The sequence below is a fragment of the Flexivirga lutea genome, assembly GCF_054778955.1.
In genome coordinates, this window is record NZ_BAAGZB010000001.1 from 862,377 (window position 1) to 887,230 (window position 24,854).

Annotated in this window: 26 protein-coding genes; 10 read left to right on the forward strand and 16 right to left on the reverse strand. The window is 66.9% G+C overall.

Going from position 1 to position 24,854, the window contains the following annotated elements:
- The first annotated feature begins 63 nt into the window (after window positions 1-63).
- The 4 genes from ACYVBN_RS04080 to ACYVBN_RS04095 all read left to right on the forward strand — a co-directional run bounded on the left by ACYVBN_RS04080 (window position 64) and on the right by ACYVBN_RS04095 (window position 5,714).
- Window positions 64-1,368: an ABC transporter substrate-binding protein gene (locus ACYVBN_RS04080; protein WP_440281586.1), complete on the forward strand. Its 1,305-nt coding sequence runs from the start codon at window positions 64-66 to the stop codon at window positions 1,366-1,368.
- Window positions 1,361-2,344, forward strand: coding sequence for a carbohydrate ABC transporter permease (locus tag ACYVBN_RS04085; protein WP_460599388.1), 984 nt, complete (start codon window positions 1,361-1,363; stop codon window positions 2,342-2,344). Before ACYVBN_RS04080 ends, ACYVBN_RS04085 begins: the two co-directional genes overlap by 8 nt.
- Entirely contained in the window at window positions 2,341-3,174 is an 834-nt protein-coding gene (locus ACYVBN_RS04090) for a carbohydrate ABC transporter permease (protein ID WP_460599389.1), read from the forward strand. Before ACYVBN_RS04085 ends, ACYVBN_RS04090 begins: the two co-directional genes overlap by 4 nt.
- A gap of 407 nt (window positions 3,175-3,581) precedes the next feature.
- A complete protein-coding gene (locus ACYVBN_RS04095; RefSeq protein ID WP_460599390.1) occupies window positions 3,582-5,714 on the forward strand; it encodes a S9 family peptidase in 2,133 nt (710 codons plus the stop codon).
- Window positions 5,715-5,722: 8 nt separating this feature from the next.
- Here the strand turns inward: ACYVBN_RS04095 and ACYVBN_RS04100 are convergent, their stop codons facing one another.
- The 5 genes from ACYVBN_RS04100 to ACYVBN_RS04120 form a co-directional block, all read right to left on the reverse strand.
- Window positions 5,723-6,571 carry a universal stress protein gene (locus ACYVBN_RS04100; protein WP_460599391.1) on the reverse strand — a complete coding sequence of 283 codons (849 nt, stop codon included), beginning with the start codon at window positions 6,569-6,571 and terminating at the stop codon, window positions 5,723-5,725.
- 175 nt (window positions 6,572-6,746) lie between these two features.
- Window positions 6,747-7,163, reverse strand: coding sequence for an HIT family protein (locus ACYVBN_RS04105; protein ID WP_460599392.1), 417 nt, complete (start codon window positions 7,161-7,163; stop codon window positions 6,747-6,749).
- A 19-nt stretch (window positions 7,164-7,182) separates the two neighbouring features.
- Window positions 7,183-7,647 (reverse strand): SRPBCC family protein, encoded by a 465-nt coding sequence (locus tag ACYVBN_RS04110; protein WP_460599393.1) that lies wholly within the window; start codon window positions 7,645-7,647, stop codon window positions 7,183-7,185.
- 58 nt (window positions 7,648-7,705) lie between these two features.
- Window positions 7,706-8,014 (reverse strand): DUF4031 domain-containing protein, encoded by a 309-nt coding sequence (locus ACYVBN_RS04115; protein WP_460599394.1) that lies wholly within the window; start codon window positions 8,012-8,014, stop codon window positions 7,706-7,708.
- Window positions 8,011-8,328: a hypothetical protein gene (locus tag ACYVBN_RS04120; RefSeq protein ID WP_460599395.1), complete on the reverse strand. Its 318-nt coding sequence runs from the start codon at window positions 8,326-8,328 to the stop codon at window positions 8,011-8,013. Before ACYVBN_RS04120 ends, ACYVBN_RS04115 begins: the two co-directional genes overlap by 4 nt.
- A gap of 141 nt (window positions 8,329-8,469) precedes the next feature.
- On the opposite strand from ACYVBN_RS04120, the gene ppc reads away from it, so the two are divergent.
- From ppc to ACYVBN_RS04145, 5 genes are all read left to right on the forward strand, one after another.
- Complete coding sequence (gene ppc / locus ACYVBN_RS04125) at window positions 8,470-11,253, forward strand: phosphoenolpyruvate carboxylase (protein WP_460599396.1); 2,784 nt, start codon at window positions 8,470-8,472, stop codon at window positions 11,251-11,253.
- A gap of 510 nt (window positions 11,254-11,763) precedes the next feature.
- Complete coding sequence (locus tag ACYVBN_RS04130) at window positions 11,764-12,405, forward strand: ABC transporter permease (protein ID WP_460599397.1); 642 nt, start codon at window positions 11,764-11,766, stop codon at window positions 12,403-12,405.
- Window positions 12,405-13,667, forward strand: a complete 1,263-nt coding sequence (locus ACYVBN_RS04135) for an ATP-binding cassette domain-containing protein (RefSeq protein ID WP_460599398.1) — start codon at window positions 12,405-12,407, stop codon at window positions 13,665-13,667. Before ACYVBN_RS04130 ends, ACYVBN_RS04135 begins: the two co-directional genes overlap by 1 nt.
- Window positions 13,664-14,473, forward strand: a complete 810-nt coding sequence (locus ACYVBN_RS04140; protein WP_460599399.1) for an ABC transporter permease — start codon at window positions 13,664-13,666, stop codon at window positions 14,471-14,473. The genes ACYVBN_RS04135 and ACYVBN_RS04140 overlap by 4 nt, the downstream gene beginning before the upstream one ends.
- Entirely contained in the window at window positions 14,473-15,486 is a 1,014-nt protein-coding gene (locus ACYVBN_RS04145; RefSeq protein WP_460599400.1) for a glycine betaine ABC transporter substrate-binding protein, read from the forward strand. Before ACYVBN_RS04140 ends, ACYVBN_RS04145 begins: the two co-directional genes overlap by 1 nt.
- A gap of 241 nt (window positions 15,487-15,727) precedes the next feature.
- On the opposite strand, the gene ACYVBN_RS04150 is transcribed toward ACYVBN_RS04145, so the two are convergent.
- The 10 genes from ACYVBN_RS04150 to ACYVBN_RS04195 all read right to left on the reverse strand — a co-directional run bounded on the left by ACYVBN_RS04150 (window position 15,728) and on the right by ACYVBN_RS04195 (window position 23,342).
- Window positions 15,728-15,979, reverse strand: a complete 252-nt coding sequence (locus ACYVBN_RS04150) for a hypothetical protein (RefSeq protein ID WP_460599401.1) — start codon at window positions 15,977-15,979, stop codon at window positions 15,728-15,730.
- Between the two features lie 59 nt (window positions 15,980-16,038).
- Window positions 16,039-16,458 (reverse strand): type II toxin-antitoxin system VapC family toxin, encoded by a 420-nt coding sequence (locus ACYVBN_RS04155; protein WP_460599402.1) that lies wholly within the window; start codon window positions 16,456-16,458, stop codon window positions 16,039-16,041.
- Window positions 16,455-16,688, reverse strand: coding sequence for a FitA-like ribbon-helix-helix domain-containing protein (locus tag ACYVBN_RS04160; protein ID WP_460599403.1), 234 nt, complete (start codon window positions 16,686-16,688; stop codon window positions 16,455-16,457). The genes ACYVBN_RS04155 and ACYVBN_RS04160 overlap by 4 nt, the downstream gene beginning before the upstream one ends.
- A 72-nt stretch (window positions 16,689-16,760) precedes the next feature.
- Complete coding sequence (locus ACYVBN_RS04165; RefSeq protein ID WP_460599404.1) at window positions 16,761-17,168, reverse strand: YccF domain-containing protein; 408 nt, start codon at window positions 17,166-17,168, stop codon at window positions 16,761-16,763.
- Window positions 17,169-17,250: 82 nt separating this feature from the next.
- A complete protein-coding gene (locus tag ACYVBN_RS04170) occupies window positions 17,251-18,843 on the reverse strand; it encodes a plasmid pRiA4b ORF-3 family protein (RefSeq protein WP_460599405.1) in 1,593 nt (530 codons plus the stop codon).
- 31 nt (window positions 18,844-18,874) lie between these two features.
- Complete coding sequence (locus ACYVBN_RS04175; protein ID WP_460599406.1) at window positions 18,875-20,098, reverse strand: DUF6880 family protein; 1,224 nt, start codon at window positions 20,096-20,098, stop codon at window positions 18,875-18,877.
- A 59-nt stretch (window positions 20,099-20,157) separates the two neighbouring features.
- Window positions 20,158-20,580 (reverse strand): PIN domain nuclease, encoded by a 423-nt coding sequence (locus ACYVBN_RS04180; RefSeq protein WP_460599407.1) that lies wholly within the window; start codon window positions 20,578-20,580, stop codon window positions 20,158-20,160.
- Window positions 20,580-20,804: a ribbon-helix-helix domain-containing protein gene (gene vapB / locus ACYVBN_RS04185; RefSeq protein WP_460599408.1), complete on the reverse strand. Its 225-nt coding sequence runs from the start codon at window positions 20,802-20,804 to the stop codon at window positions 20,580-20,582. Before vapB ends, ACYVBN_RS04180 begins: the two co-directional genes overlap by 1 nt.
- A 101-nt stretch (window positions 20,805-20,905) precedes the next feature.
- The gene (locus tag ACYVBN_RS04190; protein WP_460599409.1) at window positions 20,906-21,733 is read right to left on the reverse strand and encodes a T3SS (YopN, CesT) and YbjN peptide-binding chaperone 1; all 828 of its coding nucleotides are present in this window, start codon (window positions 21,731-21,733) and stop codon (window positions 20,906-20,908) included.
- A gap of 58 nt (window positions 21,734-21,791) precedes the next feature.
- Window positions 21,792-23,342, reverse strand: a complete 1,551-nt coding sequence (locus ACYVBN_RS04195; protein WP_460599410.1) for an ADP-ribosylglycohydrolase family protein — start codon at window positions 23,340-23,342, stop codon at window positions 21,792-21,794.
- 81 nt (window positions 23,343-23,423) lie between these two features.
- Between ACYVBN_RS04195 and ACYVBN_RS04200 the strand changes: the two genes are divergently transcribed.
- A complete protein-coding gene (locus tag ACYVBN_RS04200; protein ID WP_460599411.1) occupies window positions 23,424-24,110 on the forward strand; it encodes an NUDIX hydrolase in 687 nt (228 codons plus the stop codon).
- Here ACYVBN_RS04200 and ACYVBN_RS04205 read toward each other — a convergent pair.
- Window positions 24,107-24,769, reverse strand: a complete 663-nt coding sequence (locus ACYVBN_RS04205) for a nuclease-related domain-containing protein (RefSeq protein ID WP_460599412.1) — start codon at window positions 24,767-24,769, stop codon at window positions 24,107-24,109. The genes ACYVBN_RS04200 and ACYVBN_RS04205 overlap by 4 nt on opposite strands.
- Window positions 24,770-24,854: the final 85 nt, after the last annotated feature.

Consider the following 24,854-nt stretch of genomic DNA (forward strand, 5'->3'; position numbering starts at 1 on the left):
CCCGCGTATCGAGACCGACCCCGATCCGGCCGGATCACCCTTCGGAACGATATGTTTCCGATCATGCAGCGTTATTCGAAGTCGAGCACGCCGTCGCGGCGTCAACTGCTGGCCGCCGGCGGCGGCATCCTGGCTGCCGGCGCGCTGGCCGCGTGCGGTGGCAACACCGGCCGTTCCAGTGGCGGTGGAGGTGGCACCGGCGGCAGCAGCGGCAGTGGCGGCGGCACGATCTCGCAGTGGTACCACCAGTACGGCGAGCAGGGCACCGAGCAGGCGGTCAAGCGCTACGCCGCGGCATACAAGAAGGCCACCGTCGAGGTGCAGTGGATCCCGGGCAACTACGACCAGAAGTCGGCGGCCGCACTGCTGACCGACTCGGGCCCGGACGTCTTCGAATACGGCAACGGCCCGACGATCGACATGATCACCGGCAAGCAGGTCGTCGACCTGACCGACGTCTACGGCGACGCCAAGAGCGACTTCACCCCCTCGCTGCTGGAACGTATGACGTGGAAGGGCAAGATCTACGGGGTCCCGCAGGTCGTCGACATGCAGTTGTTCGTCTATCGCAAGTCGATGCTGAAGGACGCCGGTGTGCAGCCGCCGCAAACCCTCGACGAATTGGTCTCTGCCGCAAGCAAACTCACCACCGGCAAGGTGAAGGGTCTCTTCCTCGGCAACGACGGCGGCGCCGGGATCCTCGCCGGCCCGGTGCTGTGGAGCAGCGGCCACGACTACCTCAAGGATGGCAAACCCGACTTCGCCAACGCAGATGTGGCGGACGCGTTGACCACGTTCCACCAGCTGTTCAGCTCCGGTCATCTGCTGCTGGGCGCGCCGACCGACTGGTCGGACCCGGGCGCCATCACCAGTGGTCTGACCGCGATGCAGTGGACCGGGTTGTGGAACTTCCCGATGCTGCAGGACAAGTTGGGCGACGACTTCGGCGTGCTGCCGTTCCCCGCGATCGGGTCCTCCGGCACGCCGTCGGTCCCGGTCGGCGCCTACGCCTCCTGCGTCAGTGCCAAGGCCAAGGACGTCGCCGCCGCGAAGGCGTTCGTCAAGTGGCTGTGGGTCGACCAGACCGCCGACCAGCTCGACTTCGCACAGAGCTACGGCTTCCACGTGCCTTCGCGCACCAGCCTCATCGGCAAGGCCACCACACTGCAGTCCGGCGAGGCCAAGACCGCGGCCGGTTACCTGAAGAGCTACGGCCACCCGCAGACACCCTTGCTGTGGTCGCCGAAGTCGGCCACCGCGATGACCGACGCGGTCGACAAGATCGTCCGCTCGGGCGCCAACGCCACCTCGAGCCTCGCCGGTGTCGCCAAGGTCGTCGACGCCGAGTTGCGCAGGATCGGTGGCTGAGCCGGCTCTCGGCCCGGCCACCGGCCCGGCCAGCGGGCCGGGCGCCGCAGGGCAGGTGCGGCCGGCCAGTCCGCGCCGCAAGTGGACCGACAGCCCGCACCTGTGGTTCTGGATCTTCGTCGGACCCTTCGTCGCCGGACTGCTGATCTTCGTCGTCATACCCATCCTGTGGAGCGTCTGGCTGAGCTTCTACGACGCCCGGAACACCGTCACCCCCACGCATTTCGTGGGGTTCGACAACTATCGGCGCATGCTGGGCGATCCCAGCTTCCGCTCCAGCCTGCTGACGTTCGTGGTGTTCGCGGCGTTCATCGTGCCGACGACCTTCGTGCTGTCCCTCGCGCTGGCGGTCCTGGTGAACGGGGTCCGGCGCGGCAAGGCGTTCTTCCGGTCGGTGTTCTTCCTGCCGACCGCATGCAGCTACGTGGTGGCGGCGATGATCTGGCGTCATTCGCTCTTCGGCGGCACGGCCGCGGGCATGGTCAACACGGTCCTGGGCTGGCTCGGCGGCCCGCCCATCGCCTGGTTGTCGGTGGTGCATCCGCCGTGGTACTGGCTGGTGCTGGTCACCGTGCGGCTCTGGCTGCAGGTCGGCTTCTTCATGGTGCTCTTCCTCGCGGCGCTGCAGCGGGTGCCGCAACAGCTCTACGAAGCGGCCGCACTCGACGGTGCGACCGGCTGGAAGGCGTTCCGTTACATCACCTTCCCGCAGCTGCGCGCCACGTCGACCGCGGTGCTGATGCTGTTGCTGGTCAACGCGTTCCAGGCGTTCGACGAGTTCTACAACGTGCTATCGACGACGGGAGGCTACCCGCCATACGCCCGACCGCCGTTGGTCTACCTGTTCAACATCGCGCTCGGCAACGGGCAGGATTTCGGTGACGGCAGCGCCGGTGCCGTCATACTCACGCTAATCATCGCGATCTTCGCGCTGCTGCAGGGGCGACTCACCGGCATCGGCAGGCGCGAGGCATGACGACGAACCTCAGCGTCCGCGCCGCGCGTTACCTGGTGCTGACGGTCGCCGCGCTGATCTTCCTGGTGCCGTTCTACCTGCTGCTGCGCGGAGCGCTCTCCAGTGAGGACCAACTGATGGGGATCGACCACTGGACGTGGTTCCCGACGAGCCCGCATTGGTCGAATTTCGCTGACACATTCGACAATTCGACGGTGCCGCTCGCGCGCAGCATGTTCAACTCGCTGGCCATCGCGGTGACCCAGACAGCGCTGGTGCTGGTCATCTCCGGTATGGCGGGTTACGGCCTGGCGCGCTCGACGGTGCGGTACGCGAACGCCGTGTTCTACCTGATCGTCGCGACGCTGCTGATCCCGGCGGCGGTGACCTTCGTGCCCTCGTTCGTGATGGTGTCCTCGCTGGGCTGGGTGTCGACCCTGCGCGGGCTGATCATCCCGGGGCTCTTCCAGTCGCTGGCGACCTTTCTCTTCCGGCAGTACTTCCTGGGCTTCCCCAAGGAGTTGGAGGAGGCGGCACGCATCGACGGAGCCGGACCGATGCGGACCTTCCTCGCGATCGTGATCCCGAACTCGTGGGGGTTCACTGCGGCGATCGCCACCATCACCTTCATCGGCAGCTGGAACGCCTTCCTCTGGCCCCTGGTGATCGGCCAGGACCAGTCGGCGTGGACGGTGCAGGTGTCGCTGTCGACATACATCACGGCGCAGTCGGTCGATCTGTCCGGCATGTTCACCGCCGCGCTGGTGTCGATGGTGCCGTTGTTGCTGATGTTCCTCTTCCTGCAGCGCTGGATCGTCGCGGGCGTGGAGCAGACCGGGATCAACGAGTAGTTGTCTTGCGCAAGCCGGGTTTCAAGAAGTACTCCGGTGCACAACCGACAACGGTCGCCGGTTCGGTGCGCGGATCAGCACGAAATGCGTGCACAACCGGCAACGGTCGCCGGTTCGGTGCGCGGATCAGCACGGAATGCGTGCATAACCGGCGACGGTCGCCGGTTCGGTGGGCGGATCGGCGCGGAATGCGTGCATAACCGGCAACGGTCGCCGGTTCGGTGGGCGGATCGGCGCGGAATGCGTGCATAACCGGCAACGGTCGCCGGTTCGGTGCGCGGATCAGCACGAAATGCGTGCACAACCGGCAACGGTCGCCGGTTCGGTGGGCGAGTCGGCCCGGATGGGTGCACGACCGATCGAGACCGCTGCCGACGTTCCGGAGAACGCACTCGTAGGCTGAGGCGGTGACTTCTCCGCAGCCGCCGCAGGCACGCCGCCAGCCCACCACTCGTAGCTTTCACGGCGACACGTTCGTCGACGACTTCGAGTGGTTGCGTGACAAGGAGTCGCCCGAGGTGATCGCCCATCTGGAGGCCGAGAACGCCTACACCGCAGCCGTCACCGACCGCTTGAAGCCGTTGGCGGACACCATCTTCGGGGAGATCAAGGCGCACACCCGCGAGACCGATCTGTCGGTGCCGGTGCGGATGGGGGACTGGTGGTATTTCACGCGGACCATCGAGGGTGAGCAGTATGCCGTCCACGTGCGCGTGCCGTATGTCGCGAGCGCGGAGCGCCCCGACCCGCAGCCGGGGCAGCCGCTGCCCGGGGAGCAGGTGCTGCTGGACGGCAACGCGGAGGCGGCCGGGCACGACTTCTTCGAGTTGTCCGACCTGGCGGTGAGTCATGACGGCACCCGGGTGGCCGTCGGGCTGGACGTGACCGGCGGCGAGCTGTATGACCTGTCGGTGCGCGAGGTGGCCACCGGGTCGGTGATCGACGACGACGTCCGGCAGATCGGCAACGGGGTGGTCTGGTCGATCGACGGCCGTCACCTCTTCTACACCCGGCGGGACGACGCCTGGCGCGCCCACGAGGTATGGCGCCACGAGCTGGGCACGCCGGCGGACCAGGACGTGCTCGTGCTGCGCGAGGACGACGAGCAGTTCTCGCTGATGATCGGGGAGTCCCGCGACGAGCGCTGGTTGATCGTGATGATTGGCTCCAGCACCACGACGGAAGCGCATCTGCTCGACCTGACCGATCCGACCGGACCGGTGCGTGTCGTGCAGCCGCGGGTGCCGGGTCTCGACTACGACGTCGAGGTCGACGGCGACCGGATCCTCGTCGTGCACAACGCCGACCGCGTCGATTTCGACCTGGCCGAGGCTCCGATCGCGACGCCCGGGCGCGACCACTGGCGCACCGTCATGACCGGTGCGGACGGTGACCGGATCCTCGGCGTCGACGCGTTCGCCGGCTTCGTGATCGTCTCGATGCGGCACGACGGGCTGCGCACCCTGCGGCTGCTGCCCAAGGCGTTCGACGGCATCCTGGCCGAGCCACGCGCCATACCGGTGGAGCCGCAGCTGCATTCGCTCGCGCTGGGCAACAACCCCGAATACGTCACGGACACAGTGCAGTTGGCGCTCACGTCGTGGCTCACCCCCAGCAGCGTGCTCGACTACGCAGCCACCAGCGGCGAGCTCACGCTGCTCAAACAGCGCGACGTGCCCGGCTTCGACCCCCAGCTGTATGTCGAGGAACGTCTGTGGGTCACCGCGGAGGACGGCGCCCGGATCCCGGTGTCGCTGGTTCGGCGACGAGATGTCACCGCCGACGGGAGCAACCCCGGGTACATCTACGGTTACGGCTCCTACGAGGTCTCCGTCGATCCCTACTTCTCCGCGGCACGGCTGTCCCTGCTGGACCGCGGTGTCGTCTACGCGGTCGCGCACATCCGCGGCGGTGGCGAACTCGGCCGCAGCTGGTATGACGACGGCAAGTTGTTGGCCAAGCGCAACACCTTCACCGACTTCGTCGCGGTGTCCCGCGCGCTGATCGACCTCGGCTGGGTGCACCCGGATCGCCTTGCGGCAGAAGGCGCTTCGGCCGGTGGGTTGCTGATGGGCGCCGTCGTCAACCTCGCGCCCGAGCTGTATGCCGCCGTGCACGCCGACGTGCCGTTCGTCGATGCGCTGACCACCATCCTCGATCCGTCGCTCCCGCTGACGGCCGGCGAGTGGGAGGAGTGGGGCAATCCCATCGCGGACGCGCAGGTGTACGCGTACATGAAGTCCTACACGCCCTACGAGAACATCCGCGCGACGCGCTATCCGGCGGTCCTGGCCACCACCAGCCTCAACGACACCCGGGTCTTCTACGTCGAGCCGGCCAAGTGGGTGCAGCAGCTGCGCGCCACGGTGGCGGCCGACCCGGCGCGGCCGATCCTGCTCAAGACCGAACTCGTGGCCGGGCACGGCGGCCGGAGCGGTCGCTACGACAGCTGGGAGCAGGCGGCGTTCGGCTTCGCGTTCCTGCTGGACCGGCTGGGCGCGACCGAACCCAGCGGATCCGGGACGACCAGCACGAGTTAGCGCCCTCGTCAGTGCATGATGAGGACCGGCGACGTGGCGTGCGACAGCAGGTCGACCGCCACGCGTCCGAGGGTGAGTCCCTCGAAGCCGCCGATCCCGCGTGCACCCACGACGACCAGGTCGCTCTCGTGCGACTTGTCGACCAGCGCCCGGGTCGGGTTGCCGTCGACGAGCTCGGTCAGCACCTTCACCCCGGGATGCAGCTCCTGCTGCCCGGCGACGGAGGCCTCGATCTGTGAGCGCGCGGTCGCCATATAGGACTTCCAGTCGGCGCTGCCGAGGCCGGGGTCCTTGGCGTCATCGGGCTGCCAGACGTGCAGCACGTGCAGGTCGGCGCGGGTGCGCTCGGCCTCGGTGAAGGCCCAGGCCAGCGCCTTGCGGCTGTGCGGTGAACGGTCGACGCCGGCGGTGATGCGGCCGTATGCCGCCTCCGACTCCTTGCGAATGACTGCCACCGGGCACTTGGCATGGGCTGCCACTTGATGCGCTGTCTCCCCGAGCGAGGAGATGTGCAGCATGCTGTCGCCGTGCGAGCCGAGCACGACCAGCTTCGCGTGGGTGCTGGCGCGCACCAGAGCCGCGGCCGGGTAACCGTCCGGGTGCGAGGTGGTGATCGGGATTCGCGCGTCCTTCAACAGGACTCGGTTGCGACCGCGGGTCAGCACACGTTCGCCGGCGGCATACAGTTTCTCCGGCTCGGCCCCCATGTTGAAGATCAGATCCGGCCGGTCGTGACTGAAGCCGTGCACGAGGTGGATGGGCGAGTGCGTCGAGTGGGCATAGTCCGCCGCCCAGTCCAGGGCGGTGATCGATGAGGTGGAGGTGTCGATCCCTACGACGACGCTTCCGGGTTGCACTGAGCCTTCCATGGTTGACCTCCGAGTCGACCTTGGGCGGCGGTCGCCGTGACGGTCGACCGTCGTCGCGGGGCGCGCCCCCGCCTCTCTCAAGTTAAGCACTAACCCTGTGCGGACGCTGGTAACGATCTGATCGGCGGCACGGTAATGCCGGGGTACTGCCGGCTGCGGACGGTCACACCTGGGAGAGGGCTCCGCGCAGCCGGGCGGCATACTCGGCCTGCTCACCCTCGGCATACCGCACCCGCGGCCAGAAGAAGCCGCGCAGTCCGTCGCCCTTGGTGCGCGGCACCACGTGGCAGTGCAGGTGGGCGACGCTCTGGGACACCGTGTTGTTCATGGCGACGAAGGTGCCCTGCGCATCCAGCACGTCGGGTATGACGGCCGCGATGCGCCGGACCTCGGCGAAGAACGGCGTGAGCACGGTGTCCGGCAGCTCCGGCAGCGTCACCACGTGGTCGGTGGGTATGACGAGGACGTGCCCCTTGAAGACCGGCCGGTTGTCGAGGAAGGCGACCGTGTGCTCGGTGTGCGCGACCACGTGCGCGCTTGCCTCACCGGTCGCGATCTGACAGAAGACGCAGGTGCTCATGGTGTGCGGAACCCCCGTGTTACGAAGCGAGTTCGACGTCGTTGCGGATGCGCTGCAGCGTCTGCCGCATGCCGGTGGTGAGTTCGCGCTCGAAGCTGTCCTCGCCGCCCAGGAACGTGTCGATCAGCAGCCGGGACACCTTGCTGATGCCGGCTGAGACGTCCCGGCGCTCGATGAGCCGGGTCCGCGTGTTGTCGTCCAGCGGCTCGAGGTCGAAGCTCCAGGTCGCGTGATTCTCCGTCATCTCCCAGGCGATCCGTTTGCCCGGTTCGAAGGCGACGACGGTGCTGCGGGTGGCCCAGACGCGCACGTCGCGCCGGTTGAGGTTGATCATCCTGCTACCCAGGTGAAGCGGTCCGCCGCGGACGATGACGCGGCGGGTCTGCGGGCTCCACCGCGGCATCCGGGACAGGTCGGACGCGATGTTCCACACCTGCATCGGGGTGGCGCTGATCTCGATGGAGACCTCGAGGTTTGCTGACATGCGAATCCTTGCTGCTCCGAGGGCGTTTCGTCCAACCTACCAACCCGACCGCGCCAATTCAGTGCCCATGCTCGTGCACGTGTGTGTCCGAGTGCGTGTCCTCGTGCCGGTCCCGCTCGCGCACCCGCAACCCGCTGGAGATCAGCGCGCGGATCAACTGGGACCCGGTGACCTCGGTCGCGCCGGCGGCGACTGCTGCGGCATACCGGTCCTGGGGCAGGTCGTAGTGGTCGTGATCGAAAAGTCGGCGAGGTATGCCAAGCGTGCCTGCGAATGCGTGGAGTTCGTCGTACGACGCATCGCTGACCAGGTGCGACCAGAGCGTGCCGTGCGCCGGCCAGCTGGGTGGGTCGATGAGCACGGTCACGTGTGGTCGACCCTGGTGAAGCTGAGGCCCGACCGGTTGGTCCAGCCGTGCGTGGCGACGAGGTGCCAGGCGTCCCCGGCGGTGACGTCGATGTCGCGCTGGGTCGACCCGAGCGCGGTCTGTGTACCGCGGTAGCGGAAGAACGCACGGATCCGGTGCGGGCCGGCGGGCACCGTCAGCGTGACTGCCTTGCCCCACCGGACCACGTGATCGTCGCCGTCGAGCTGCACGACCGGCCGCGCCGCGGGACGCAGGAAAAGACTGTTCACCCAGTGCGGGGCGACAGTCACCGTGATGGCGGCATCGGAGGTCATCGACTCGAGGCTAGCCGCTCGGCGATCGCCGGTGTGCCGTGTCGCCGGTGGAGCGCAGAGGGGCCACGTCGCGATGCGAGTTTGCTCACGTCGCGAGACGAACGACCACATGATGGGCGCGGAGGCGCCATGCTGGGGGCCATGTTCGATCACATGCTGGCTTTCGACGTCACCGAGCAGGGACGCGCGGCTTCCGAGCCGTTGCGTGAGGACATTCGCCTGCTCGGCGGGATCCTCGGGGAGGTGATCCGCGACCAGGAGGGCGAGGAGGTCCTCGCGCTGGTCGAGGAAGCGCGAACGCGGGCGTTCGCGGTGCGACGTCGCGAGGAGCACCGCGAGGAGTTCGCGGCCATCTTCGACGGCCTGCCGACCAAGCGCGCGATGAAGATCGTGCGGGCCTTCAGCCTCTTCGCGCTGCTGGCCAACTTGGCCGAGGACCTGCACCGGGAGCGGCGCCGGGCACTGCACGTGGATGCCGGGGAGCCGCCGGTCGACGGTTCGCTCGCGGCGACCTTCGCGAAGCTGGATGCCGCGCAGCTGGACGAGGCCACCGTCGGCGACGCCCTCGGTGGCGCGACGGTGGTGCCCGTGATCACGGCACACCCGACCGAGACGCGCCGCCGCACGGTCTTCCAGACCCAGTCGCGCATCAAGGACGTCATGCGGCAACGGGAGCACGGCAATCTCACCCCGGCCGCCCTGGCGGCGGGAGAGCGGGTCATCCGGCTGCAGATCATCACGTTGTGGCAGACCGCACTGGTCCGGTTGCAGCGCGTCGACATCACCGATGAGATCGAGGTCGGCCTGCGGTGGTTCGAGGCCTCGCTGTTGGAGGTGATGCCGCAGCTCAACGCTCGTGTGCGCGAAGAACTCGGGGCGCGCTACCCCTCGGCCGATCTCGCGAAAGAACCTGTGCTGCGGGCGGGTTCGTGGATCGGTGGTGACCGCGACGGCAACCCGAACGTGACCGCGGAGGTCGTCGCGACTGCGACCGGGCGTGCTTCGCAGACCGCGTTGCAGCACTACCTGCGGCAACTGGAGACACTGGAGGACGAGTTTTCCTTCTCCATCCGAATGACGCCCACGACGCCGGAGCTGCTCGAGCTCGCCGCGCACAACACCACCGACCAGCGCTCGGACGAACCGTTCCGGCAGGTGATCGGCTGGATCCGCGGACGGTTGTCGGCCACCCACAGTGCGTTCTTCGGTGGCTGGTTCGAGGCGGCGGTGGAGGTGCCGGGCGCCGCGCCATACACCACGGCGGCGGAGCTGTCTGCCGATCTGGACGTCATCGACGCGGCATTGCGCAGCGGCTCCGGCGCGCTGATCGCCGACGACCGGTTGCTCGGATTGCGCGAAGCGGTGCGGACTTTCGGATTCCACCTCTACGGACTCGATCTCCGACAGGACTCCGGGATCAACGAGGAGACCATTGCGGAGGTCTTCGCCTGGGCGGGCGTGCACCCGGATTACCTGTCGCTCGACGAGGACGCGCGGGTCGAGCTGCTCACGGCGGAATTGACCAACCGGCGCCCGCTGATCGGTGCGGGTGCGGAGTTCGGCGAGCAGACCACCAAGGAGTTGGCGATCACGGCTGCCGCGGCTCACGCGGTGCGCACGTTCGGGACCGAGGCGGTGCCCAACCACGTGATCAGCATGTGCACCTCGGTGTCGGACATGCTGGAGACCGCGGTGCTGCTGAAGGAGGCAGGGCTGCTGAATCCCGGCGTCGGCGGCGCCGGCGCGACATGTTCGGTCAACATCGTGCCACTCTTCGAAACCATTGAGGATCTTCAGCTTTCGGCGGCCACGATGCGAGCGGTCCTCCAGGTGCCGGTCTATCGGCAACTGGTGGACTCCAAGGGCGGCCTGCAGGAGGTGATGCTCGGCTACAGCGACTCCAACAAGGACGGCGGTTACCTCGCGGCCAACTGGGCGCTCTACCGCGCCGAGCTCGACCTGGTGGAGGCGGCGAGGGAGACCGGCATCCGGTTGCGGCTCTTCCACGGTCGCGGCGGCACGGTCGGTCGCGGTGGCGGCCCCAGTTACGAGGCGATCCTGGCGCAGCCGCCGGGTGCGGTGCGTGGCTCGTTGCGGCTGACCGAGCAGGGCGAGATCATCGCGGCGAAGTATGCCGAGCCGCCGCTCGCGACCCGCAACTTGGAGACGCTGCTGGCGGCCACCATCGAGGCGTCGCTGCTGGACGTCGAGGGCCTGGGTGACGACACCGCGGACGCCTACGCCGCGCTCGACGACATCGCCGCTCTCGCCAAGGATGCGTATGCCGACCTGGTGCACCGCACCGAAGGATTCGTGGAGTACTTCACGACCTCGACCCCGGTGGCCGAGATCGGGGCGATGAACATCGGGTCCCGTCCGTCCTCGCGTCGGGCGACCACGAAGATCAGCGACCTGCGGGCGATCCCGTGGGTGATGTCCTGGTCGTTGTCGCGGGTGATGCTGCCGGGGTGGTACGGCACCGGTAGCGCGCTGGAGAAGTGGGTCGGCGACGACGAGTCACGGCTGGCCACGCTGCGCGGCTACTACGAGCGCTGGCCGTTCTTCCAGACGGTGATGTCCAACCTCGCGCAGGTGATGGCCAAGTCGGATCTCGGCATCGCCGAACGCTATTCACGTCTGGTCGAGGACGAAGCGCTGCGCGAACGGGTCTTCTCCAAGATCGTCGACGAACATCGGCGCACGCTGCAGATGTTCGCCCGGGTCACCGGTCACGAGGACCTATTGTGGGACAACGCGAACCTCAAACGCTCCGTCTTCAACCGCTTCCCGTACCTGGAACCGCTGAACCACCTGCAGGTGGAATTGCTGCGCCGTTACCGCAACGGCGACGACGACCCGCAGGTGCAACGCGGCATCCTGCTCACCATGAACGGCCTGGCCACGGCGCTGCGCAACTCCGGCTGACCGGCCCACGTCGATCGAGCGCCGGCTCGCTGATCGAGTGCCGGGGCAGTGCCGGCTCGCTGATCGAGTGCCGGGGGAGCGGGCGGGGTCCCCGCGAAGTATTCGGAGGAGCGCAGCGGGGGAGAAACTTCGTGGGGTGCCGGAGCGGAGGAGGCGTATCGAGATCAAGGCCCATCCTCACGCGCAGTGGTCGGGATGCGGCCTCGACCCGCGGCCGGATCGCCCGACACGCGAATCCCCGCCAGATCGTGACCAATCCGAGACCGGACGCGGTTCCACGTCGTCGCGTGTCCCTGGAGAAGCAGCCGAAAAGCGTTGACGCACAACGCCAAACGCGGCCAATGGCTGGTGCTCGCGAGGCGCCCCGTGCGGCATACAAAATCGAAAACTGTGCCGCGGGAACGACTTTGCTGCTTGGCACCTGACTGGTTGTGTGTTTGTGTTAGGACGTCCTGCGGGTTCGGCACGCGCAGCACACACCTCGTCAACGACCCGTCGGGAGGCAAAGCCGTGTGGAACTTCCTGGTGGACCGGAAGGCGCAGTTCCTGATCAATGCGTGGAACCACGCTTATCTGGTGATCCTGGCCGTCATCTTCGCGACGGTGATCGCGGTGGCGCTCGCGGTGCTCGTGACGCGGCTGCCGAAGCTGGAGCCGGTGGCCAACGCGGTGAGCGCCATCGGGCTGACCATCCCGTCCTTCGCCCTGATCGGGCTCCTGCTGCCGCTGACCGGCCTGGGCTCCACCACGGCGCTGGTTGCGGTGACCTTCTACGCCGTCCTGCCCATTCTGCGTAACGCGGTGGTCGGCCTGCAGGGAGTCGACCCGCGGCTGGTGGAGTCCGCTCGCGGCATGGGGATGAGCGAGCCGATGACCCTGGTGCGCGTTCGGCTGCCGTTGGCCTGGCCGGTCATCCTCAGCGGCATCCGGGTCTCGTTGCAAATGTGTATGGGGATCGCCGCCATCGCGGCATACGTCCTGGGGCCGGGTCTCGGTGCGTGGATCTTCCAGGGACTGGCCCAGGTCGGTGGCAAGAACGCACTGAACTACGCGCTGTCCGCGACGATCGGGATCGTTGTGCTGGCGCTCATCCTCGATGTCCTGCTGCTCCTGCTGGGGCGGCTCACCACCTCCAAGGGAGTGCGGGTCTGATGACAGCTCTGGAATCCACCACCGAAGCCGGCAACGCAGTCAGCGGTGCGGAGATCCGCCTCGACGGGGTCACCAAGATCTATCGCGGGCAGAAGGCGCCGGCGGTCGACAGCATCAGCCTGACGGTGCCGGCCGGCGAGATCGTGATGTTCGTCGGCCCGTCGGGATGCGGCAAGACGACCACGCTGAAGATGATCAACCGGCTCATCGAGCCCACGTCCGGCACCATCAGCATCGGCGGCGAGGACATCCGCGCCAAGAAGGTCGACGAGCTGCGGCGGACGATCGGCTACGTCATCCAGGGCGGCAGCCTGTTCCCGCACATGACGGTCGCCAAGAACATCGCGATGGTCCCGAAGCTACTTGGCTGGGATGCGTCCCGGATCACGGAGCGGGTCGACGAGATGCTCGACCTGGTCGGGCTGGACCCGGCGAAGTACCGCAGTCGTTACCCGCGCGAGCTGTCCGGCGGCCAGCAGCAGCGCATCGGCGTCGCGCGCGGGCTCGCGGCCGACCCGCCGGTGATCCTGATGGACGAGCCGTTCGGCGCTGTCGACCCGATCACCCGCCAGCGTCTGCAGGACGAGTTGCTGTCGATCCAGCGCGAGTTGCGCAAGACGATCGTCTGCGTCACCCATGACATCGACGAGGCGATCAAGCTGGGGGACCGGGTGCTGATCCTGCAGGAGGGGGCCCGCATCGCGCAGTACGACACCCCCGAGGTGGTGCTCAGCAACCCGGCGAACGAATTCGCGCAGGACTTCGTCGGCGCCGGCTCGTCGCTGAAACGGTTGAGTCTGGCGCGCGTGGCCGACCTCGACCTGAAGATGCCGACAACCGCCACGGTGGGCGAGAAGACCGCCGACGTGCGGCAGCGGGCCGAGGCGAACGGCGACCGTTCGGTCATCGTGCTCGACACGCGCAATCGGCCCAGGGGTTGGCCGTGGGTGCGGCAGCTGAGCGGCGCCGCCATCGTCGACCCCGACCAGGATCCGGTGACCCTGGACACGCGGGCCACTCTCAACGACGCCCTGGACACGATGCTGGTGAGCGGACACGGTGGTGCGATCGTGACCGGTGATCGGGACGCCTACCTCGGGGTGGTCGACTTCAAGACCGTCACCGACTTCATCGAGGCGATGCAGCGTGAGGCGGAGGCCGACAGTGGTCCCGCCGCCACCGGTGACGGCGATGAGCATCCTGCCGAACGAATCTCGATCGCGCCGACCGATGAGGAGCTGGAAGGCGGGCTCGCGCAGTGAGCGTCGACACCGAGGCACCGGTTGTCGACGCTGCCGGTGCCGAGACGGGGGAGAGTCGCGCGCCCGCCCGGATGTCGCGCGGCACCGCGATCGAGCTCTTCGGCATCCCGGTGCTGGTGATCGTCGGGTTCCTGCTCTACGTGTGGTGGCGGCAGACTGCCACGCTGGACTACGTCGAACGCAGCTCGCTGGGATGGACCGCGGTGCGCCTGCAGATCTGGCAGCACGTCAAGCTGACCATCGTGGCCTCGCTGATCGTCGTGGCGATCGCCGTGCCGTTGGGCACGCTGCTCACCCGGCCCGGGGTGAAGTTCCTGGCGCCGGTCGTGGTCGGCGTCGCGAACGCCGGCCAGGCCGCGCCGTCGATCGGCCTGATCGTGCTGCTGTTCATGTGGCTGTCGAGCTGGTCCGGCTTCTGGGTGGCCATCGCCGCGCTGACCCTGTATGGCGTGCTGCCGGTGCTTCGCAACACGATCGCCGGGCTGCAGGGCGTCGACCCGACTCTGGTAGAGGCCGGGCGAGGAGTGGGCCTGTCCGGCATCGCGGTGCTCGTGCGCATCGAGTTGCCGCTCGCGCTGCCGGTCATCATGGCGGGCATCCGCACCGCCCTGGTCCTGGTCGTGGGCACCGCGGCGCTCGCGACGTTCGTCAACGCCGGCGGCCTCGGCGGTGTCATCACCGCCGGCATCACGCTCTACCGCTACCCGGTGATGGTCGCCGGCGCCGTGCTGATCGCGCTGCTCGCCCTGCTGGTCGAGTGGTTCGGTCGGGTGCTGGAGCTGTTGGTCCGTCCGAAGGGGGTCTGATGCGAATCACCTTGCGCCATACAACATCTCGGGGGCGACGCCGCGGGTTGGCGACCGTCGCGGGCGCGGCCGCAATCGCGCTCACCACCTCGGGCTGCCTGGGCCTGGGTACGGCGGGCGGCTATGTGCCATCGGCGCAGTTGGCGGGCGTGCTGACCAACACGAAGTCGTTGAGCGGCGCGTCGGTCGCGGTCGGCTCCAAGAACTTCACCGAGCAGATCCTGCTGGGCAAGATGGCGATCATCCTGCTGAAGTCGGCCGGCGCCACGGTCACCGACCTGACCAACATCCCTGGCTCGGCGTCCGCCCGGCAGGCGATGCTCGACGGTCAGATCAACGTCATGTGGGAGTACACCGGCACCGGGTGGATCACCTATCTCGGTCACGCGAACCCGATCCCCAACGAGCACAAGCAGTATGTCGCGGTGCGCGACGAGGACAAGAAGAAGAACAACCTCGACTGGCTGCCGCCGGCGCCGATGAACAACACCTACGGCTTCGCGGTCACCAGATCAGTGCAGCAGAAGTTCCACATCACCAAGCTGTCGCAGCTGTCGAAGGTGCCGAAGTCGCAGCGGACCTTCTGTGTGGAGTCCGAGCTGATCAACCGCCCGGACGGGCTCAAGGGCATGCTCAAGAAGTATGACGTGCCGCTGGGCAGCGGCGTCCCGCGCAGCAACCTGCGGACCTATCAGACCGGCGCGATCTACGACGCAACCGCGCACGGCAAGTGCAACTTCGGCGAGGTCTTCACCACCGACGGTCGCATCCTCGCGCTGCACCTGAGCGTGCTGCAGGACGACCGCAACTTCTTCCCGAAGTACAACGTGTCGCTCGTCGTCCGGGACAAGCTGCTGAAGAAGTACCCACAGATCGCGAAACTCTTTGCGCCGATCACCAAGAAGCTGACCAACCCGGTGTTGCTGAAGCTGAACGCCGCCGTCGACGTCGACGGCAAGGAGCCCGCCGACGTCGCCTACGACTGGCTGAAGCAGGAAGGTTTCATCAAGTAACAAAGCTGGTTGAGGAGGCCGCAATTGAAGGTCCCTGAGGAGCCCACAATTGAAGGTCCCTGAGGAGCCCACAATTGAAGGTCCCTGAGGAGCCCGTGAGGAACGAGCGGGCGTCTCGAAGGGCCGCCGCTCAAGCGGAGGCCGTCTCGAAACCAGCGCCGGCAACTCAAGCGGGTCGAGTGCCTGGGGGAGCGCAATGGAGGACGGCGTATCGAGACCCCGAAGACCGACGGCCCCGAGCTCAATCCCGTTCGCGTTGACCGCAATCGGGACCCAGCACACCGAAGTGCCACAGGGCGTTGGAGATCCCGATCAGTCCGCAGAAGCCCATGAACATGCCCCACGTCGTGCCGGCATGCGGTATCCCCATGATGCCGAGCACGATCATCGCCACAGACGTGACGAGCTCGAACCAACCGCGCGCTCGTTGTTGCTTCTCCCCTGGCCAATGCATGACTCGATGGTGCATCAGCTCGGCTGTCGTGACAATCACCTACGCAGGCAACTATCGGCCCGGGCACGTCAACCCGCTACCCAGAGGATCCAGGGCGCTCACATCTCGAATGGATTGATGACTGTGAGTCCGGCGGCTTCAAATGGGCTGACGTCACGGGTGGCGACAATGAATTTTCGCGAGTCAGCGATCGCCGCGATGAGCGCGTCGAAATCACCGAGCGCGCGTCCGTCGGCCCTGGTCTTCGCTCGCAGCTTTCCGTAAGCGAACGCAGCCGATTCGTCGAAGGTGAGCACACGGTCGCGAAACAGCGGAAGGACTTCATCCTCGAACCGTTGCGCAGGGTTTACTTTGCGCTTCCCTGTCGGTAGCGCAGCGATGCCGTAGCGGACTTCGGCGAGGCCGATGGTTGTGAGATAGAGGGTTTCGATCGCCTGGGCATCGAGCCAGGTCACCACGGAAGGTGACGGCTGCCGACGCAAAGGCTCGGAGAGCACGTTGGTATCGACGATGATCACGTGAGGTGCAGCGGCTCGCGTGATGTGTGGTCGCGCTCGACCGGCAGATCCACTCCACCTGCCTCAGCGCCGATCGAGACCAGCAATGTTCCCAACCGTTCGCTGTCCGAGGTGGCTTCGTCGAGGATCGCGCGCACCTCAGCCTCAGTGCTTCGACCATGCGCGGCGGCCCGTGCTTTCAGGGCGCGGTGGGTCTCCTCGGACAGGTTTCGGATCGTGATCGCGGACATGACGCTCTCCTCACTGCTATCAATCCATCAACATGATATCAGTTTGGCCAATCCCTTCCACGACGGTCCGACCTACCGCCGCGGCGGCCCGCCGACCAGCACGACTCCGTCCGAGGGAACAATCTGAGCACCCAACGGCAGCAACGAGATCGGCACCATCTTGAAGCTCGCGATGCCCAGCGGTATGCCGATGATCGTGATGCACATGGCGACGCCGGTGATGATGTGTCCGATGGCGAGCCAGAGCCCGGCGAAGACGAACCAGATGATGTTGCCGATCGTGGACGCGGCACCGGCGTGCGGGTCCTTCACGACCGTCCGCCCGAACGGCCACAGCGCATAGTTCGCGATCCGGAACGACGCAATCCCGAACGGGATAGTGACGATCAGGATGCAGCAGATCACCCCGGCGATGACGTACCCCACCGCCATCCAGAAGCCGCAGAGGATCAGCCAGATGAGGTTCAGCAGAGTCCGCATCGCCCCATTGTGTCCTGCATGCTGGTCGAGTGCCGGGGGAGCGCAGCGGAGGAGGTGTATCGAGACCGCGGCCGATGGGTGTTCACGTGAAAAGCGCAGCCCGGGCGATCGTCCGTATGGCGGGGGAGTTCGGCAACGTGAGTGGCGATCCGTTGAGATCGAGCATGCGCAGAGCATGGTGCGTTTCGTAGCCCATGTCCCCACGGTGCAACGGCACGCTGGCGTCCAGCCGCCAGCCGATCTCGTTCATCAGGTGTGCCACATCGTCCCAGAACGCGTCGCGGATCTCCGAAGGACGCAGTGGCTCACCACGTTCGGCTGCGTATGCCGCCCAGCGGGAGTCCGGGCCAATCTGCCAGTCGGCCGCGATGAAGAGCACCGAGATCACCCGAGCGTCCTGGACGAATTCGTATTTGTCGTGGAGGAGTGAGCCTGCAACGGCGTCGAGCAGCTCGTCCTGAGAGTCTCGGCACTGCCGGCCCTTCTTGGTCAGCAGCAGTCGTCCCTTGTTCTTCCGCAGCAGCCCGGCTCGCACGCTCTCCTCGCGCACCAACCGCACCTGTGTCGTGTTCTGCTCGCGGTTGGCCTTGCCGCCATACGAGCGGGTGAATCCGCTTTCCTGCCAGACCCGTTGGACGGTGGCGGGTGGCAGCCAGCCTGCGCTGGTCAGCTGGACACCCTCATCGCTGACCGCGTCCAGCATTGCCTGCCACGGACGAAGTGCCTCCCGTATATCGGCGTCGGTCACCGTGTCGTCGGCGGCGACCGTGAGTGCGCGGCCGGCGACACCAGCGAGTATGTCGACGATGTCGTCGGGGCAGTGGTTGAGGAGGCTGGCGAGTTCGGTTCGTGGCTCGGGCAATTCGGACGGGAGGCCACCAGCATCCGGGGCCTCGAATCCACGAAGAAGCTCTTCTGCGTCGGCACCGACGAACGAGATCGCGTTGTTGGCCTCCGCCACGGAGAACTCGTCGGGGTCGCAGCCCGGGGGAAGCCAGTCGGCATACTGCCCGAGGGCGCCGGTGAGGTGCGTCGGGTCCGGGTCGGCTCGCAGCGCAGCGGCGAGGTCGTTCCAGGTGTGTATGCCGCCGACGTCCTCCGGCGGGCAGGCCCCGCGGCCGCCGGTGCAGCGGGCTGGTGGGTCCTCGTCGGTGGCCGGCCGCACCGACTCGACCTTGAACTCGTGCTTCCAGTTGTCGCCGAAATCGTAGGTGTAACGCAGCCTTTCGCCCGGTTTGCGCAGCACCTGGTCGAGGCGGGCATCGGCTTCGTTGGTGCCGGTGTCGCCTTCGTCCAGGTCGAACTCGGTGACGAAGTAGGGATGGCTACCGCTGACCGCGCCGGGCGCGTCGAACCGGTGCAGGTGCGACTCCGACCAGCCGAACGCCGCCTGCAGGTGATCGTGGACGCCGGTCAGGGTCAGGTCGCCGCGCAGTTCGAGCCGGCGCCAGATCGGGGGGTGCGCGCCGAGGAGGTCGACGCGCACCGTGATCAGTGCGGGGTGCAGCGGAGGGTCGGGCAGGTCGATCTCGGGGTTGCTCTCGAAGAGCGGATCGGTCGCCGCCCCACCCAGTTGCCGGGTCAGCTCGGTGATGAAACCGATGGGATCACCACTGGCCAGGGCCTGGTCGACGAGGGCCTGCATCTGTGGGTCGACGGGTTCCTTGTTCGCCATACGGCCAGTTTGTCAGCCGGTGGGCGATGGCTCACGGAAGCCGTGCCTTGTCGAATTCGCGCTGCAGTCGCGGCCGGCGCCGGTGCTCGTCGCGCAGCTGCGCGATCAGCCGGTCGACTTCACCAGCTTTGGCAGAGCCTTTGGCGAGCTTGCGCATCGTCGCCAGGCGCCGGGCGGCCAATCGGTAGTTGTGCGCGTTCGCCTGGATCAATAGCCCTTCGACGAGCCGTGCGTGCACAGGGAGCGTGGCAAGCGGATCGATCTTGTTGTATGCCGTGACCAGCCGGTCCCAGACGTCCGCGTCGGTCAGGCCGAGCGCGTGGGCCTGATCCCACGCGGCCGGGGTGTCCTTCAGGGTGAGCAGTGTGAAGAGTACGGCGTCCCGTGGGCTCGCTTCGAGAGCCGATGAGACCTGATCGACGTAATCAGGCCAGGAGTTACCTGAAGCGTCATACAACTGGGCCGCGGTGCCTGAGTCTGGCCACCGCCGGAAGACCGTCTCACGGGCTGCCAACAGCTGATCGGGGCGGTGCGTGGCGAGCAGTTCGCACCAGTAGGCGCCACCCTTCTTCGCCTGCCACCCGCGGTCGAAATCGGTTGCTTTCCGGGCCCATTCGATGGCGAGATCGATCTCGCCGATCTCCTCGAACGCCTTGGCGGTGTCGGTCAGCCAGGCAGCAACCTTCTGCTCTCGCGCATGGGTGGCAATGATCGCATCGATGTCGTGATCGAGCACGGCCAGTCGCCGTTCGTTCCACTGGATGGTGAACCAGTCGTGCGTGTGAAAGCTGCTGAGCACGTCCTTGGGACGGGGGCCGAGGCCGGCTGCGACATCGGCCAGCCGTGTGCGGTAGTCGGCGACCCCGCCATCACCGAGCGCGGGTGCGTAAGCAACCGGGTCGAGCTCGAAGAAGTCGCACTCCTGCTCGAACTGGAACTTCATCATCCAGTCGACCAGCTTCTTTGGCGGCACCTGTGCTGCCGCGGCGACCTTGGGGTGCAGCGCGACCAACCGTCGGCATGCGTCGCCGATGATGCCGGCAGAGTCGTCGCAGCGCATGATCACCTTCAGTGCGCTGGCCAAAGCACGCCGTGTCACGTCGTAGGCGTCCTGCGGATCGGCTGTGGGAATTGCGGATTCGAGGATGTCGACGCCCTCGTGCATCTGACCGCCATGCGCGTTGGAGGCGTGGTAGCTGTGCAGGTCGGTTCGGGTGCGGATGAGGGGGAGTACGGCGTCGGCCAGTTCGCTCATTGCTGGTCACCTGTCGTCGGGGCTGTCCAACCTCTCACAGAAAGTTCGAGGTCCGGCAATCAGAAGTCGCCGTCGAGCCACTCGACGGTCTGGCCGGTGACTTGGGCAATGAGCTCGAAATCCCGGTCGACGTGCAGGACCGTCAGCCCCTGTTCTTCGGCTATGGCGGCGATGAGTAGGTCGGCGACTCCCGGTCCGCGATGATGTCCGCGCGCTGCCAGCTCACCCTGCACTTGTATCGCGCGCGACTCAGTGGATGCTGATGTCGGCTCTTGCGGCATCAAGGACAGTGGTGGCACTTCTCGAAGCTGCCGCCAGTCCCGGGCTCCACGTGCGGAATAGCCGATCTCGAGGACAGTCACCGACGCGACGTGTAGCAGTCCGCGTTGTAGGCGCTCCAACCAGAGGTCGATCTCGTGCGAGTCGGCAAGCCTCTGGTATGCCGATTTGTGGACCAGCCATTGCTGAGCGCGGCCGGCCACTACTCCCAGGCTCCGCGCATCACGTCGTCGTCCAGGAGATCGGTAGTTAGTGCCAGTGACCGACGGAGGTCGTCGACGGTCACCGACTCGCCGTTATGCCGGCGAGCGAACTCGTGGGCCTCGCGACGGAGCAACTCGCTGCGAGATATGCCACGGCTGGCCGCCATGGCATCGATTGCTTTCAGGTCGTCGTCGTCGACGTTGCGGATCAGGATGTCAACCATGGATATCACCTCTTAGTCCGATGATATCGGATCGGGTGTGGTCGGCGCAGTCATCACTGGTGAGACCTCCGGTGAGCGAAAGTTGGCTAGGCGAGTGGTGGTCATCCGGACGCCGGCTGCCCGCCGAGCCGATCGGCGAGGTCGAGCTGGGTGGACCGATAGTCGGAAGTGAAGAGCTGCAGCATCTCGTCGAACAAGTCCGGTTGGAAGATGAACGACGGGATCGACAAGTGCTGCCACACGGAGTGGTCCCGGATCACCCACCGAGACCACAGATTGCTCCGGTTGAGCACGTTGACATCGGCGCATGCCTGCCGCCGCGAGTGCACGTTGTCGACGACGCGGGTGAAGAGTATGATCGACGGCTTCGGTGTGGGGACACCGGCCCACAGGCGCACGCCGTTGATGAAAAGCGGCAGGTCCTCGTCCTCGTCGAGCTCGATCTCGTCGTCGAACGCGGTGCGGGCGTGGGCCAGCAGCGCGCCCAGCAGCTGATCGCGGGTGCTGGTGACCAGTGACGGCACGGCCTCGTCATCGGGCGAGGGCAGGGTGCCCCGAACCCCGAGCCCGAGGATCCCGACACCGGCCCGCGCCGGGCCCGTCGCGGAGACGGTGAGCAACTGCGGATGGGAAATCCGGAAACGTCCGCCCTCGAGCACGGTGCGCATCTGGCGGATGGTGTCGGCCGGGTCGTCAGCTCGGAGGTAGACCTCGTCCCACTTGTAGTCGATCCGGATCGTCTGGTGCTCCGGCACGGTCTGGATGTCAATCACCCAGGGGTCGGCCTCGGTGAACCTCGGTATGTAGATCTGCAGGCTGTCGGCCGCGTCGAACATCGTCGAGATGTATGCCGACAGGCGTCGCTCGAACAGCTCCCACGCACCGGTCGGCGACGTCTCGGTCGCCGGCCGCGTCACTCGTTTCGTCATCGCCTCACGGCCTTTCGGCGTCCTCATTTTCGCAGCGACCACTGACATCCCTGTTCGGTCACGGCTGATCGCAACCCTCGACGATCCAGTGCCCCGGACGCTCGGCCACGGCCCGCGCTTCGGCCACCGCGGTCCGCCACAACAGTCCGTCGATGCGGATGCGGCCCAGCGCATTTCGTATGGCGCGAGCTGCCTCCTCCCGCGACTTCCGCTGGTGCTTCACCACGTAGAGCAGCGCAACCGCAGGCGTGCGGTGCTCCGCCCGCGCACAGTGCAGCAGCACCGTGTGTCCATCGCGGCGGAGATCACTCACCGCATCCGCCGCATCGTGCAGGGCCCAAACGAGGTTGGCGTTGGCAGATGGCTCCTCGCTGTCGATGAGCCATTGTTCGAGGTGCGTTGCGACATGTGTCGGTCGGCGGTTGTCGCTGCCGATGCGAGAGAGGGAGACGACCGCGTCGCAACCCAATTCGCTCGCCCGAGGCAAGTCGGCCTCCGTGCCGAGGATGACGCCGTCGTCCGCTGGGAGCGGCACGCCGAGGGTTCTGGTCTCCTGTTGGGTGGTCGCGGACAGCGGCCACTGGTCGTCGCGGATCGGCTGTCCGATGCCGGCGCTCGCGGTCATGAGGGCGAGCCGGATCAGGTCGTGGCCGTGCAGGCCGGGCCAGCCGTGCACGCGCTGTCGCCAGTCGTGGCGGAGTCCGCTCGCGCCATACCGGGCACCGAGCAGGGCGCCGGCGATGGCGGCGACCGTGTCGGTGTCGTGGCCGATCGAGATCGCCAGTTGGAGTGCATCGTTCACGTGATCAGGTGTGGGCCGCTCGGGCATCGTGTGGAAGATCGCCGACCACGCCGCTTGGAGCGCCGTGACGGTGAAATCGTTGGACTTGAAACACTTCGGCTCCTCGCGCTCGGCCTCATCGATCCACTGCGACCACTGGTCCCGCGTTTCCTGGGGCAGCAGATCGAGACCCGACCGTATGTCGAGCCGCCCCTCGAGGATGGCCACTCGCACCGCTTCGGCGTGCAGCACGCAGGATGCAGCAACGAGGGGATCGGCGTGCGTCAGCGCGGCCACCGCTCGCGCTGACGCAGCGGTTGCCTTCCGGTCGTCGAGACGAGTCAGCCCGACGATGCCGTTGCGCATCAGGGCGCCGTTGCCGGCTGCTCGGCTGTGCTTCGCGCTGTAGTCGGCGGCTGCGCGCTGGAACGGGTCCGCCCAGGTGTCGAGGTCGTAGCGGCTCATCGACGCATCCATCGCCGCGCCACCGATCATCAGGTTTGCGGCGCTGATGACGGCTGCCGTCTGGTTGCCGATGTCGGAGGCACCGCGAAAACGCCACTCGCAGAAGCGCTTCGCGATGGGATCGAGCCCGGCGTACGTGCTGAGGTCGGCTCCGGTCGCGGCGACTTGCGCGATGCAGATCGCCATCTGGGTGTCGTCGGACCATTCGCCGGGGGAGTAGGGACCGAGCCCGCCGCCGATCATCTGCGCGGTGCCGGCCGCGATCGCCGGCTTGAACTCATAGGGGACGCCCAACGCGTCGCCGATTGCCTGGCCGAGCAGCACGCCGGCGGCGCGGTTCTTCTGTGTTGCGGAAAGGTTCATCGTTGACCTCCTGAGTATCTTGTCGATATGACAAATAAAACAGAAGTGACAATTATTGTCAAGTCGACTTAAAATGTTGGTATGACGAGCTCAGATCGCCTGGTCGCATGGATCGCTGCTGACATCGTGGCGCTGACGCTGCGCGAGGGCGCGCTCAACGTCGCGCTCGTCCGCCGCAAGGCGAAGGCCGCTCGGGGGCAGTGGGCGTTGCCCGGTGGCTTCTTGTTGCAAGGGGAGTCGGGGGAGCAGGCGGCATACCGCGAACTCGCCGAGGAGACCGGCCTGGACAAGCGTGGAGTGCGGTTGGAGCAGCTGGCGACATACAGCGATCCGCGCCGTGACACTGAGCACGACGAGCGCGTGATCTCCGTTGCCTACCTGGCGCTCGCAGCCAACCTGCCGGAGGCGACCGCCGGCGCGGACGCGGCGGAGTCTTCGTGGGTGCCGGTCGACGAGGCATTGCGGCGACGGTTGGCGTTCGACCACACCCACATCCTGCGGGATGGCGTCGAGCGTGCTCGCGCGAAGCTCGAATACGCCACGCTGGCAACGAGTTTCCTGGATGAGGAGTTCACGATGAGTGAGCTGCGTGCCGTTTACGAAGCGGTGTGGGGCATCACGCTCGACCCGGCGAACTTCCATCGCAAGGTGACCGGCACCGACGGCTTCGTCGAGCCGACCGGGAACATGCGTCGCGGGCGCGGTCGCCCGGCGGCGCTCTTCACGGCCGGTCAGGCGGAGTCGCTCAATCCGCCGATCACACGTTAGGCGGGCCGGAAGTGGCGGTCGAGTAGTCGCACCGTCGCTTCCACATCCAGCTGGCCGGTTCCGGACCGGGCGATCGTCCTGACCAGCTGTCGTGGCGGCAGCACGTGGATGCCGCGCGTGACGAACGATCCGCCGATGAGTGGCCAGTCGGCGCTGACGAAGCACAGCACGCCCGTCACCGGGATCTCGCCGAGGACGCGGCGAACGTGATCCACCTGGATCAGGACTCCGTCGACGAGCCGGTCACGATCCCGGCCGCCGACGGTGAGGCGCTCGGTCCGTGGCCGGAAGAGGCCGCCTTGAACTTTCCGCTCCGGGCGCCCCTTGAAGCGCTTGGAGTCGATGACCCACACTCCGCCGGTTGTGACGGCGAGATGGTCGATGTTGCCGCGGCCGGGGATCCTGCGGTCGTGCAGGATGCCGATGCTGCGCTCGCGCAGGTGGTCCAGTCGCGCGCCGACTAGCTCCTCGCCCTTGGCGCCACGTTCCCATGCTTTCGTGCTCTGTGGCTCGGCCGTCAACGCAGCCGCGACTTGAGCGACGCGGCCGCGGGACGCAACGCGCTCGCGCCGCAGCTGTCGTCGCCGTTCGTATTCGCGCTGGGCGGACTGCCCGGCGACGTCCGACGCGGGGTCGTCGGGATCATCTCGGTGCTGCATGGGTGGAAACTACTGCGCCCGGTTTGACCAGGTGGGAGCTTCACGTTGATCTTGCGGGACGTTCTCGGCCCACTGCGGGTGGGCG